The sequence below is a fragment of the Clostridium sp. BSD2780061688st1 H5 genome (genome assembly GCF_005845155.1).
GTDB classification, from domain to species: Bacteria; Bacillota; Clostridia; order Lachnospirales; family Lachnospiraceae; genus Claveliimonas; species Claveliimonas intestinigallinarum.
Genome location: NZ_SPGT01000025.1, coordinates 31,002 through 44,408, shown reverse-complemented (window position 1 = coordinate 44,408; position 13,407 = coordinate 31,002). Strand labels below are relative to the sequence as shown.

Below are 13,407 nucleotides of genomic sequence, written 5' to 3'. Positions count from 1 at the left end.
AGAATAGCTATGATAGAAATAGTATTAAGACCTTGGAGAGGGTCTATAAACACTACTACTTTATAATACGAGAGAGGTGAGAGGATGAAACGGATCACAAAGATTGAAGAAAATATGCTCCTCGAAAAGAGAAAACTTAGAGTGGCGGCCTACTGCCGGGTATCTACAGCTAGTGAAGAACAGCTTGTTAGTCTGGCAGCGCAGAAGGCCCACTATGAGAATTATATCAAATCCAATGATGCGTGGGAGTTTGCCGGACTTTACTATGACGAAGGCATTTCCGGTACGAAAAAAGAAAAGCGGGAGGGGCTGCTGGCGATGGTTGCCGCCTGCGAGAGAGGAACGATTGACTTCGTCATTACCAAATCCATCAGCCGTTTTGCAAGAAATACCACAGACTGTCTGGAATTGGTGCGGAAGCTGCTGGACTTAAATATCTACATCTATTTTGAAAAAGAAAATCTAAACACGGGTTCCATGGAGAGTGAATTAATGCTTTCCATTTTAAGCAGTCTGGCAGAAAGCGAGTCGGTGTCCATTTCTGAAAATGAGAAGTGGGGTATCAAGCGGCGTTTTCAGAATGGAACCTTCATCATTTCCTATCCCCCATATGGTTATGACAATGTGGACGGGGAGATGGTGATCGTGCCGAAACAGGCGGAGATCGTGAAACAGATCTTTGCGGACACGCTTGCGGGGAAAAGTACCCACGAGATTGCGGAGGAACTGAATGAGCGGGGCGTTGCTGCCAAGAAGGGCGGACATTGGACGCCGGGTACCGTCAACGCCATCATCGGGAATGAAAAGTATACGGGTGACGTCCTGTTCCAGAAGACCTATACGGACAGCAGCTTTAACCGACACCAAAACCGGGGAGAGCTTGACCAGTATCTCATGCAGGACCACCATGAAGCAATCATTGGCAAGGAAGAGTTTGAACTGGCCAATGCGGTTTTGAAACAGCGGGGGCGTGAAAAAGGAAATGGCCATGACACTGGGAGATACCAGAACCGGTACGGCTTTTCCGGCCGGATCTGCTGTGGAGAATGCGGCGGCAAATATAAGAGACGGATGCATTATAAACCCAGCGGCCAGTATGTGGCCTGGGCTTGTGCCAATCATCTGAAAGATAAGGAAAGCTGTTCGCAGAAATACATCACGGATGATGCTTTGAAACTGGCGTTTGTTACCATGATGAACAAGCTGGTCTTTGGACATCAGATGGTGCTGCGTCCTCTTTTGCAAAGCCTGCGGGGGCTGAATGATCAATCTCGGCTGCTAAAGATTGAAGAACTGGAAACGGCAATCGAGAAAAACAGGGGGCAGAAACAGGTGCTGACGAACCTGATGGCAAGCGGCTATCTGGAGCCTGCTCTTTTTAATAAGGAAAGTAATGAACTTGCAGCGGAAGCGGAAGCCCTGCGGCAGGAAAAGGATGGGCTGATGCGCTCTGTCAATGGAGATATGGTCAAAATTGAGGAACTGCAGCGGCTGCTCCGGTTTACATCCAAAGGAACCATGATGACAGAATTCGATGATGAAATTTTTCTTTCCTTCGTGGAGCGGATCACCGTACTGTCCAGAAAAGAAGTGGTTTTTGAATGGAAATGCGGACTGTCCTTGAAAGAAAGGCTGGTGGAACCATGAGACACATTCCGTATGGATACCGGATTGAAAACGGCCGGGCGATCATTGATGAAGAACAGGCCGCTACGGTGCGGGATTTTTTTCAGAACTATATTTCTGGTATGGCGCTTATGCGCGCCGCTGAGAAGGTCGGATTAAATCTGTACCACGGGAGCGCCGGAAGGATGCTCCGGAATAAGAAGTATCTTGGAGATGATTACTATCCTGCCATTATCGACAAAGAAACCTTCGATAAGGCAGAAGAAATACGCATGAGTCGGGCAAAAGCGCTGGGGCGGGTGTGGGAACTGGAAGAAAAGAAGGACATCCTCTTCCCTACCAATTTTACCATGCCTGCAGTGAAAAAGGTTTCTGACGATCCCTTTGAGCAGGCGGCGTATGCATACAGTTTGATTGAGAGCGAGGTGGATGGGGATGGAACTAAGTAGGAATATTACCGTGATCCCCGCCAGAAAGCGGGTAGGAAATACCGCCGCAATTGGGCAGCGGCCAAAGCTGAAAGTCGCTGCTTACTGTCGGGTTTCTACGGATAGTGAGGAGCAGGCATCCAGCTATGAGGTGCAGGTGGCGCATTATACGCAGTTTATCCAGAAGAATCCGGAATGGGAACTGGCCGGGATTTATGCTGATGACGGGATCACCGGAACGAATACGAAAAAGCGAGAGGAATTTAACCGCATGATCCAGGACTGCATGGACGGAAACATTGATATGATCATTACCAAGTCAATCAGCCGGTTTGCCAGAAATACTCTGGATTGCCTGAAATATATCCGGGAACTGAAGGAGAAAAACATCCCGGTTTTCTTTGAAAAAGAGAACATCAACACTATGGATTCCAAGGGTGAGGTTTTGCTTACTATCATGGCGAGCCTGGCACAGCAGGAAAGTCAGTCCCTGAGCCAGAACATCAAACTCGGCCTGCAGTACCGTTTTCAGAATGGAGAGGTACGGGTCAACCACAGCCGGTTCCTTGGATACACAAAGGATGAGGAAGGAAATCTGGTCATAGAGCCTGCGGAGGCGGAGGTGGTAAAGCGGATCTACCGGGAGTACCTGGAAGGGGCAAGCCTGCTCCAGATCGGGCGCGGCCTGGAAGCGGACGGCATTCTCACCGGGGCAGGGAAAACGAAGTGGCGCCCGGAAACACTGAAGAAGATCCTGCAGAATGAAAAGTACATCGGAGACGCCCTTTTGCAGAAAACCTATACCGTTGATTTCCTCAATAAAAAACGGGTACAGAACAAGGGCATTGTTCCACAGTATTATGTGGAAAACAGTCATGAGCCCATCATTCCCCGTGACCTTTATATGCAGGTACAGGAGGAGATGATCCGGCGGGCGAACCTCCACAGCGGAGCTAACCGGAAAAAGCGGGTTTACAGCAGCAAGTATGCCTTATCCAGCATTGTTTACTGCTCCAAGTGCGGCGAGATTTACCGGCGGATCGCATGGAATAACCGGGGAAAACATTCCACCGTGTGGCGGTGCTGCACCCGTGTGGAACATGGGCCAACTGGCTGTGACGCGCCGACCATTCAGGAGCCGGATCTGCAGGCGGCGGTGGTAAAGGCGATTAATCTTGCGCTGGGAAAAAGAGAAAGTATGATGGCTACTCTCCAGGAGAACGTGGAGACAGTGATCCGGCAGGAGGACGGAACCTCAGTGGAAGGGATTGAGGCAAAGCTGTTAGACCTGCAAAAGGAACTTCTGAAGCTGGCAAATTCGAAAAAGGATTATAACAGTGTTGCGGATGAGATTGACCGACTGCGGGAATTGAAACAGAATGCTCTGGTGGAGAGCGCTGAGCGGGAAGGACTGAAACAGCGGCTCAGGGAGATGCGGGAGTTTCTGGAACAGCAGTCCACAGAGGTTACGGAGTACGATGAACTGCTGGTGCGGCGGCTGATAGAGAAAGTCACGGTTTACGATGAACGGTTTGAGGTGGAATTCAAATCCGGGGTATCAATATCTATACAAAGATAAGATAAATGGGAAGTGTTTTGCAGATATAAATAGTGGCAGAACACTTCTTTTGTATGTAAAACGTGATTTTTGATGTAAATTCGAAAAAAGAGCCAGAAAAACAGCAGATGGAATTTAGTTAAAGATGAATATAGAAAAAAAATACGAAAACATAAAATAACTATTGACAGGCTGATTGAGATACAGTATAATACTTTCAACAGAAAGGGTATGGTGCAATCATGTTTGTTTCATTTTCAGTTGGAAATACAGGACCATTTAAAGAAGTCACAGGAATTACTACAGTATGCGAAAGCTTAAAAAAAGAATTTTTGGGAAAAAACACTTTTGAAGTAAGTGGTCATAACTACAATAAAATTTCCTATATATATGGAGCCAATGGATCGGGAAAGACAAATTTCTTATCGGCTTTAACCAAAATGCAGAAGATGATTATTATGTCAACTGTCTTGGGAGCCAATAATAATAAGCTACTAGAAGTTCCAGCCATAAAGAAGGAACTGGCTTCGCCAATCGAGACATTTAAGTTCGATGTTGACTGTAAAAGTAGGGAAACTTTTTTTGAAATACAGGTGTTATTAGAAGGAATACTATATTCATATTCTTTCGCAGTTCAGGATGGAAAAATTCAAAGAGAATTGTTGACAAAAAAGAATAAAAGAACGGAGATTCTCATTAAAAGAACTTCTCCTAAATATGAAGATATACTGCTTAGATCTGGTTTGGCTTCTTTTAAAGGTATGGTAACGGTAGTTAGAGATGATGCACTTTGCCTGGCTATGGCGGCTATGTTGAATAATCCGCTTGCAAATAAAATTCTAAATGAGATAATGAATTATCGTGTTATAAATATGGCATCTGTAGGTAATGCTCCAGATTTTGATGAAGATAATACGAACGAAAAGGCTATAAAAAGATATCTGAAATATCTTAAGATTGCTGATCCAACTTTGACTGATTTAAAGGTTGATTTGGAATCAAAATTAGATAAGCACGTTTTAGGTGAGGATGATTTAGAGAATAAGGAACTGGTTATTAAAAACATCCATGTAAGCATTCAGTCATTACATGCTATCTATAAGGATCATAAGCGTGTTGATGAAGTCGAACTGCCATTTCTAAAATATGAATCAAACGGAACAATTCGAATGCTGAGAGTGCTACCAGCAATTTTTGAAACTTTGGACACAGGGAATACGTTATTTATTGATGAAATTGAAAATGGTTTGCATCCTAATTTGGTTAAATTACTAGTAGGCTTGTTTAATTCTGATGAAACAAATCCCTATCATGCACAGCTGGTTTGTACTACTCATGATACCTTGTTGCTTAATGAAGTGAGAAGAGATCAGGTGTGGTTTACAGATAAGAATACTTTTGGTGAAACAATGATAAACCGATTGAGCAATTTCCCAAATGTGAGAGGAAATGATAATATCGGAGCAAAATATCTTCAAGGAGTATTTGGGGCAATTCCGAATATTCCGGATTTGTAATAAAAAAGAACCAAAGTTGCCGCTTTGGTTCTAACGGCGGATATCCGCCACAGGTAGCAACCATGGATGAAATGACCATGGCGCAATGTAAAATAATCCAATCCAATAATACCATGGTTGCTACGGAAATTCAATTAGAAAATTAGATGCAGGAGGAAAACGATGATAGAATTGTAGCGATATGGTAGCTATTGCGCCATAAAAATAGATAAGTACTTTGGTCATTTCTCCTTTTACACATAGATATATTTTATGAAATAAGGAGGAACACTTATTGATTTTAAAGAAAAAAAGAATTAATAAACTATCTAGTTTAAGTTGGCTTGAGAAAGGGCAGAAAGTAGTATTTGTTTTACAAAATGCAATTAGATTTAAAGAGAAACTTGTGGAATTAGGTTTTTCAACAGATCTTAATGAAGGGGAGACAATTCTTCCTGCAGCAATCAATCCAGCGACAATGAGAAATGCAGAAAAGTTTTATGTGCCAGATAAAAGCAAGCCAAAAGAAAAATATTACCAGACTTTATGGTGGACACGTCATGAATGGGCGGGACGTGGAGAAACGAGAGAAGTTTCAGAGTATGTGGACATTCCCAGGGAAAGATATCCACAAATAGAATATCAGCCATATAGTGTAGAGTTGTTTATAAAATATGATGATGAAGGTCATTTGATTATAGCAACGGAACCATTGGAGTTTTGTGATAATAATGAGAAACTGCTGATCAATACAGCGAACATATTTTTGACCAATTTTGGCGAATGCGAAGTTTTATCAGATTCATTTCATGAACTTGAACCTACGCATATTATAAGACTAAATTGGGAGATTCTTCCGCCAGGGGAATATCCTTGGGAAAAAGTGAAAGCAGAATTGGAAAAAATATCTGAACATAAAAGTAAGACTGCCAGAAAAATGTTACTGGATAAATGCGAGTACATTAATGGCTTTCACCCGGATTTTCGTGCTTATGGAAAATCTGGATTTAGTGGGTATGTTATTTTTGGGTTTAAGAGCCGGAATATATATGTGCTTGAAAGTGTATATACGAATAATGCTACATATGTATTTGGAGCAGACTGGAAGCTTTTGTCTAAATTAACCAAGGCTGAAATTCTTAATGCTGGATTACATGATGCTCGATTAATTCATAATGACAATTGGAAACAGAACATTGATGCGCTAATGGAGGAATGAGATATGGGAAAGAATCAGCATGTTACGCCACATAAGGATGGAGGATGGCAGGTAAAAGGTGAGAATAATTTAAGGGCAACGATTCGTACAGAGACGCAAGCAGAGGCTATTGAACGTGCAAGAGAAATTGCGCGTAGACAAGAATCGGAACTTTTCATTCATGGAAGAAATGGAAGAATACGAGAGAGAGATTCATATGGTAATGATCCGTTTCCACCAAAAGGATAATAATTATTAAGAATTTACAACATGGGTCATAAGAATGACATGTGGGATAGAGATCCATTGATTAGAAAAAAATCAAGAGGATATTTTATCCCACTTTTAATATTAGATTCATATAGGGAGGAATGATGGATGTATGACATGTCACAACAATTTAACACCTTTTATCGTACGGAGGTTGTGCTATCAGCTGCTGAACAAAATTCTTTAAGAGAAAAAAGGAAACGGAATATTAAGCGTTTGAAGGATGGACTTTTAGAATATAATGAAGAACATGGGACAGAATATAAAATTTGTGAAGATAGAATTCAGGGAAGTATGGCAATGTCTACAGTTGTTCAGAATGATCAAAATGATTATGATATTGATGTAGCAATTGTGTTTGAAAAAAATAATTTAGGAGATTTAGGACCGTTAGCCGCTCGTAATATGGTTGCCAATGCTTTAAAGAAAAAGACCAAACAATTTAATACAGAACCAGAAGTTAAAACAAGTTGTGTCAGAATTAAATATGCCGAAGGGTATCATGTAGATTTTGCCATTTATCGTAGATATAAAAACAATCCAACCGATAAGGATTATATGTATGAACACGCTGGAGCTGAGTGGTCGCAAAGAGATGTTAAAGCGCTTGAGGAATGGTTTTCAAATGAAATAAAAGATAAAGGAAAAGATTTAAGAAAAATTATTCGTTTATCTAAAATGTTTTGTAAATCTAGAGCATCATGGAAGAATATGCCATCAGGTTTATTACAAACAGTTCTTTGTGATGAACAATTTAAGGAGGAATATAGTAGAATAGATGAGAAATTTTATTATACTATGAAAGCTATAAGTGAGCGCCTGGAAAAGGATGTAACTGTTGCTGCGCCTGTAGATAATGGACGTGAACTGGTGTATCGACAAATTGATGAGCAGAGAATGGGTAATTGGAAAAATCGACTTAATTCAAAGTTAAAAGATTTAGATATATTGTTCATGGAAGATTGTACATATGGACAAGCTGTACACGCATGGAATAAGTTTTTTGACCACACATATTGGGAAAATTTGGTTGATAATGTAGTAAGCGAAACATTTTCTGTTAAAAAAGCTGTTGCATTTAACGATACAGAACAATTCATTGATGAATTATATGATATCAATGATCAGTATGATGTAATTATTGATTGTAAGGTTACGGGAAAAGGTTTTCTAGTAATGCCAATTGGAGAATTTATTGAAAAGTATTTTCAGAAGTTTGGCGGATTTATTCCGCATAATTTTTCTGTTAAATGTAAGATTAAACATACAAATGCTCCATCGTATGATAAGGTGTTATGGAAAGTAAGAAATGTAGGAGAAGAGGCCGAAAGATTAAATGACATTCGAGGTCAAATTCAAGATAGAGGTAACGAAATAACTGAAAATACAAAATTTTATGGTCCACATTATATTGAATGTTATTTGATTAAAAATAATGTATGTATAGCTATTGGTCATATAAAGGTACCAATATCGAGATAATAAAAGGAGGCTCAAATGAAAAAAATTGTAAAGGCAGCACTCTGGTCATTATTATCTTTGGGGGAGCTCATTATTATTGTAATATTTGAAATCAATAACTTGCCAGTAGGCAGTTCCATAGCAGGTTTACTTGCTGGTTTAACTATTCCTTATATGATTACAAGCATTGAGGATATATTTGATGATTGTAATTGGAAAGAATCTCAGCGTAAGTATGAGCGAGGAAAATTCATTAGAAAAGAAGATAAAATTAGATTGTCATTTGCATATTTGTTTAGAATAAAAATAGATAATGAATATTTTCTTGTGCAAAATGCGAGAGGTACGGGTAAATACCAACCTGTTGGAGGTGTTTACAAAATGAAACCAGAAGAAGCGGTTGTATTAAGACAAAAATATTCTGCCTCTGATGATGATAAGATTCCTATTGATGAATCTTCAAAACTTGATTATCGTATTTGGGTTCCAGATAGGTTTTTAAGAAAGTTTGTACGAAGATTTGATAAAACTAATGATCGAGAGCAAATTGAAAATTTGAGCAGGGAATTTAAAGAAGAATTAATTGATTCCGGATTAGTACACTTTAATCGATTAAGCTATCGATACTGTGGGAGACATTTTGAAAAAATTCAATTTAGTCAACATTTTCGTTGTTATGAATTGTTAATGGCAGATATTTTAGAGGTAGAACTTGATCCAGAGCAAGAAAATGAATTAAAAAGATTAAAAAGTATGTCCTCAGAACAATATTTGTTTGCTACGGCTGAACAGATTAATTCATTAGGAATAAAAGCTGGCACTGATCAGTTACAAGAGATTATAGCTGATCACACTTCGAAGATTTTACAAGAGAATACTCAAAAATTAATACGAACTTCAGATTATAAAAAGAAATATGTAGTAGATCTTTAAAATACCGTGAAAACAGATTTAGAATATGACCAGTTGATATATTTCCACATACGACCGAGAGGGCAGAAACAGCGGTGGATCAAATCGGATGAACCGCCCGGCAAATGACGTACTTTCTGTCCTCTCGTGCCATGTGGAGGCCGTGGCTCTGCTCGCCAGATGACAGACCATGTCCCTGGCAAATCCGTTTACTGCTTATCTATCTGCTCAGCATCCACCCAATCCCGGCAGCGCTGCGCTCTGCGGCGTTTTTGAAGTGGTTGCCGGGATTTAGCCGGAATACGGTATCAATCCCCTGCTCTTTGTAGAAGGAGGCGATCTCCTCTGTGTTTGACCGCACGCATTTCATAGATCTGTTTCGGGTTCTGTGCTCCCTGTCTCCCAGGGAAAAATACATATGATCCGGCCATCTTACCGGCTGGCGGGAAAAGATGTATTCCCTGATCCCCGGAAACCAAAGGGAGCCGGAGACGCTGGCAATGCGGGAGAATACATCCGTCTGGTAAATGGCGTACACTGCGAACAGTCCGGCGAGAGAATAGCCTGCAAGTCCCCGCCACGGGGGAGTGCCTCTGACTGCCTCCTTTGCTTTAGGAAGGATGCTTTCCAGCAGCAGCCTCAGATAATGATCCGCCCCTCCGATGCAGGGGGCGCTGTTTGCCGAAATGGGCGGAATATCCCAGGGGACCATATCCCGGTTCCAGTCCAGGCTGCTGACTGCCGCCAGTGTGAAATCTGACCCGGCTCCATCCCGCAGAACCTGGAGAACCTGCTCTGCCTCCTCCCCGAAGGTGTTCAGGTAGATGATCGGGCGGTTCGGCTCCGCGCTTGGGAAGACAGTGATTTTTTTATTTGCTGTCGTAAAAGAAAGCATTTGCTTCAGTCGCTCCTTTTTCCTGATTTTTTTCTAAAATTATACTATATCCCGACAAGGAAGCAAAGGGACAGCTTTGTCCATTCATCCGGCCCTCTGTGAAAAGTGGAGAAAAAATCCGCAGCGCAAAAGGAAAATATGTGAAAAACGGAAAAAACAGAGCAAAATCTGTTTTTTTATTGACAATGCCAAAAACAGAGTTATAATAAACGTAAATTATAAAGAGCTGATGCGAAGAACAGGACACGACCTTCCCTGGCTCCCTGCTTTCAGAGAGCCCCCGGCTGGTGCGAGGGGGCAGCACGCCACAGAAAGCCATCACCTGCGAGCAGTCAGGGTGAAATGGAGACAGAGTAACCCGGACCGGCTTTCCACCGATAGAAGGAAACCTGTTTGCCCGGCAGGACTGCCCTTTAAGAGAGGCAGGCGTGAGCCGGATGACGGGGATGAGTGACCGGGAAACCGGTAAGAGAAGTGGTAACGCGGAATATATTTCGTCTTCTGACAGAAGAGATTTGTCGGAGGGCGTTTTTTTATTGAGGTTCTTTATGATTTGAAAATATATCTATTACACTTATAAGGAGAGAAGAGAAATGAACACATTGGTAATTGTATTGATCGCCGCCGTGTGTCTTTTTGCGGCGTATGTTCTGTACGGGCGCTGGCTGGCGAAAAAGTGGGGCATTGACCCAAAGGCGAAGACACCTGCGGTTGTTCACAATGACGGGCAGGATTATGTGCCTACAGATGGATGGACTGTATTTGCCCACCAGTTTTCCTCCATCGCGGGGGCGGGCCCTGTGACAGGCGCTATTCAGGCAGCCGCCTTCGGCTGGCTGCCGGTGCTTCTGTGGATCATCCTGGGGGGCATCTTCTTCGGGGCTGTTACAGACTTCGGAGCCCTCTACGCCAGCGTGAAAAACGACGGGAAATCCATGGGACTGCTGATTGAAAAATATATCGGAAGCACAGGCCGCAAGCTGTTCCTCGGCTTCTGCTGGCTGTTCTGCCTGATCGTCATCGCCGCCTTCGCGGACATGGTAGCAGATACCTTTAACGCCTACGTGGTGACGGACGGGGTGCAGACTCTCTCAGAGAACGCCACAGTAAACGGCGCGGCCGGAAGTATTTCCCTGTTCTTTATCCTGTTCGCGGTTGTGTTCGGCGTGCTGCAGCACAAGCTGAAGCTGAGCGGCTGGAAGGAGGTCGTGTTCGGCCTGGTGTGCACAGTGCTGGCCTTTGTCTTTGGTATGAATTTCCCTGTGATCCTGGGAAAAGAAATGTGGGTGTACATTGCCTTTGCCTACATCTTCCTGGCGGCTGTGCTGCCCATGTGGTTTGTTATGCAGCCCAGGGATTACATGTCCACCTTCATGTTCATCGGCATGATCGCCGGCGCTGTCCTGGGGCTTGTGTTTGCCCATCCGACTATGAACCTGCCGGCATTTACAGGCTTCCAGAACGAGAGCCTTGGCACTCTGTTCCCGATCCTGTTCGTGACAGTGGCCTGCGGCGCTGTGTCCGGATTTCACAGTCTTGTTTCATCGGGCACGTCCTCCAAGACAGTTTCTAATGAGAAGGATATGCAGAAGGTAGGCTACGGCGCCATGGTGCTGGAGAGTCTTCTGGCAGTTGTTGCCCTCTGCGTAGCCGGAGCGGCTGCCGGCGCCGACGGAACTGCGGCGGTGGGGACGCCATTCCAGATCTTCTCGTCAGGCGTGGCAGGATTCCTGGAAATGTTCGGCATCCCGGTATATGTGGCTCAGAGCTTTATGACCATGTGCGTGTCCGCACTCGCCTTTACCACACTGGACTCCGTCGCCAGGATCGGGCGTATGTCCTTCCAGGAGCTGTTCAGCGTGGATGACATGGAGCATGCGGAGGGATGGAGAAGAGTTCTCTGCAACAAATATTTCTCCACCCTGATCACACTGGTATTTGGCTACATACTGACCCAGGTTGGATACTCCAACATCTGGCCTCTGTTCGGAAGCGCCAACCAGCTTCTGAGCGCTCTTGTGCTGATCACTCTGTGCGTGTTCCTGAAGGTGACGGGAAGAGAGCTGCGGACCCTGGTTCCGCCCTTTGTGATCATGCTGGTTGTCACCTTCACAGCCCTTGTGCAGAGATTTATCTCCCTTGTCAGGGCGTTTATGGATGGAACAGGCGTCTTCATGGTGGAGGGACTGCAGCTTATCGTGGCTGTCCTCCTCATGATCCTGGGAGTCACTATCGTGTACACCTCCGGGAAAGAGCTGATCCAGAAGAAAGCAGAAAAATAAACAGGATCTATTATCTTATTATGTGATCAGGAGACGCGGGGCAGCGGGGCTGTCCCGCGTCTTTCTTAAAAAATTCATCCAAATGTGTCGGTATGCCACTTCCTCTTCCGGCGTCTGTCCTTTATAATTTTAATAGAGAAAAATTGAATGGAGGCGGAAGCTATGGATGAAATCATTAGACTATCCGGATATATGTGGGACGGAGAGCAGGATAGAGAGGCAGTAGTGGAAAAGCTGTGCAAGGTGCTGGTCCTTGTTATATTTGGTGTCTGCCTGTGGACAGCGGCAGAAAGCCTGAGCAGCTCCGGAGCAGATGAACGTGGATACAGCGCGGAGAGTAGTTTTGTGCGGAATCAGGCTGTAGAGGACGAAAAACAGGGAATGATCCCGTCGGCATTTTCCGTTTCTGACAGCCTTGATTTTTCTGTTCCGGCTCCCATCCCGGCACCTGCCGTGGATCAGAAAGTGCAGGAGAATATGGAAAATTTAGGGACTCAGGCTGTCCCCTCAGATGTCCCGGCAGGAAGTGGTTCTGCCGTATCTGCGATCCCTGTGGAGAGTGACCAGGCAGAGGGCAGTCTGGCAGAAGAGCCGGAGGAAGTCCTGCCGGCCATGCTGACGATACACCTGTATGGAAATGGAGGCAGTCCGGCTGTGGCGACTGTCGCGGAGCAGGCGGATGCGGTTTCCTCTGAGAACTGGAATATTCCCCAGAGGCCTGGCAAGGTGTTTGACGGCTGGTATCTGGATGAGGCGTGTACCAGGCCCTTTGAAGCGGTGGAAGAGGGGACGACAGTCCTGGAATTGTACGCGGGCTGGAGTGAGCTGGAAGGCTTTGTGTCTGATGATGAGGGCCATATACTTTCCTGTACTTCAGGGGGTGTCATTGTGGATGGACTTCTGGCGCTGCCGGGCGTTTCCGCGTGTACCGGTATTGAGGCGGGAGCTCTTGCGGGTGTGGCCGGCCAGATCATGGAAATCTATATTTCCGCCAATATCCTGTACATTGCCCCGGGAGCATTTGACGGCCTGCCGAACCTGATGTATATCGAAGTGGAAGCCGGAAATCCGAATTATTACAGTGAAAACGGGATCCTTTACACTGCGGGAGGAGAGATTGCCGGACGCCCGGTGTGGTATACGGGAGAGTAGAAGAAGTACATAAAATGTAGCTATGGAAAAAAAGTACAGATGTGCAATCGAACATTTGTACTTTTTTTGCGCCTCTTCCTATATACTTTTATCACTATATTTGCTATAATGTCCGAAAAGACGAATTGT

12 protein-coding genes are annotated in these 13,407 nt (G+C 44.1%); 11 read left to right on the top strand and 1 reads right to left on the bottom strand.

Annotation, left to right across the window (positions count from 1 at the left end; translation table 11 throughout):
- Positions 1-84 precede the first annotated feature (84 nt).
- From FGQ86_RS13595 to FGQ86_RS13560, 8 genes are all read left to right on the top strand, one after another.
- Entirely contained in the window at positions 85-1,647 is a 1,563-nt protein-coding gene (locus FGQ86_RS13595; RefSeq protein WP_138304674.1) for a recombinase family protein, read from the top strand.
- Positions 1,644-2,075, top strand: a complete 432-nt coding sequence (locus FGQ86_RS13590; RefSeq protein WP_138304672.1) for a recombinase — start codon at positions 1,644-1,646, stop codon at positions 2,073-2,075. Before FGQ86_RS13595 ends, FGQ86_RS13590 begins: the two co-directional genes overlap by 4 nt.
- The gene (locus FGQ86_RS13585) at positions 2,062-3,633 is read left to right on the top strand and encodes a recombinase family protein (RefSeq protein ID WP_138304670.1); all 1,572 of its coding nucleotides are present in this window, start codon (positions 2,062-2,064) and stop codon (positions 3,631-3,633) included. Before FGQ86_RS13590 ends, FGQ86_RS13585 begins: the two co-directional genes overlap by 14 nt.
- Before the next feature lie 221 nt (positions 3,634-3,854).
- Positions 3,855-5,129, top strand: coding sequence for an ATP-binding protein (locus tag FGQ86_RS13580; protein ID WP_138304668.1), 1,275 nt, complete (start codon positions 3,855-3,857; stop codon positions 5,127-5,129).
- A gap of 274 nt (positions 5,130-5,403) precedes the next feature.
- Positions 5,404-6,327 carry a hypothetical protein gene (locus FGQ86_RS13575; protein ID WP_138304666.1) on the top strand — a complete coding sequence of 308 codons (924 nt, stop codon included), beginning with the start codon at positions 5,404-5,406 and terminating at the stop codon, positions 6,325-6,327.
- Between the two features lie 3 nt (positions 6,328-6,330).
- On the top strand, positions 6,331-6,555 hold the full coding sequence (locus FGQ86_RS13570; protein WP_138304664.1) for a DUF2188 domain-containing protein: 225 nt from the start codon (positions 6,331-6,333) through the stop codon (positions 6,553-6,555).
- A 129-nt stretch (positions 6,556-6,684) separates the two neighbouring features.
- Positions 6,685-8,058: a cyclic GMP-AMP synthase DncV-like nucleotidyltransferase gene (locus FGQ86_RS13565; protein ID WP_138304662.1), complete on the top strand. Its 1,374-nt coding sequence runs from the start codon at positions 6,685-6,687 to the stop codon at positions 8,056-8,058.
- A gap of 15 nt (positions 8,059-8,073) precedes the next feature.
- A complete protein-coding gene (locus tag FGQ86_RS13560; protein WP_207670743.1) occupies positions 8,074-8,970 on the top strand; it encodes a hypothetical protein in 897 nt (298 codons plus the stop codon).
- A gap of 199 nt (positions 8,971-9,169) precedes the next feature.
- Here the strand turns inward: FGQ86_RS13560 and FGQ86_RS13555 are convergent, their stop codons facing one another.
- Entirely contained in the window at positions 9,170-9,844 is a 675-nt protein-coding gene (locus tag FGQ86_RS13555; RefSeq protein WP_138304660.1) for an alpha/beta hydrolase-fold protein, read from the bottom strand.
- 229 nt (positions 9,845-10,073) lie between these two features.
- Here FGQ86_RS13555 and FGQ86_RS13550 point away from each other — a divergent pair, with 229 nt between their 5' ends.
- The 3 genes from FGQ86_RS13550 to FGQ86_RS13540 all read left to right on the top strand — a co-directional run bounded on the left by FGQ86_RS13550 (position 10,074) and on the right by FGQ86_RS13540 (position 13,278).
- Positions 10,074-10,298 carry a hypothetical protein gene (locus FGQ86_RS13550; RefSeq protein WP_138304658.1) on the top strand — a complete coding sequence of 75 codons (225 nt, stop codon included), beginning with the start codon at positions 10,074-10,076 and terminating at the stop codon, positions 10,296-10,298.
- A gap of 139 nt (positions 10,299-10,437) precedes the next feature.
- Entirely contained in the window at positions 10,438-12,126 is a 1,689-nt protein-coding gene (locus FGQ86_RS13545; protein WP_138304656.1) for a carbon starvation protein A, read from the top strand.
- A gap of 162 nt (positions 12,127-12,288) precedes the next feature.
- Positions 12,289-13,278: an InlB B-repeat-containing protein gene (locus tag FGQ86_RS13540; RefSeq protein ID WP_171031577.1), complete on the top strand. Its 990-nt coding sequence runs from the start codon at positions 12,289-12,291 to the stop codon at positions 13,276-13,278.
- Positions 13,279-13,407 lie beyond the last annotated feature (129 nt).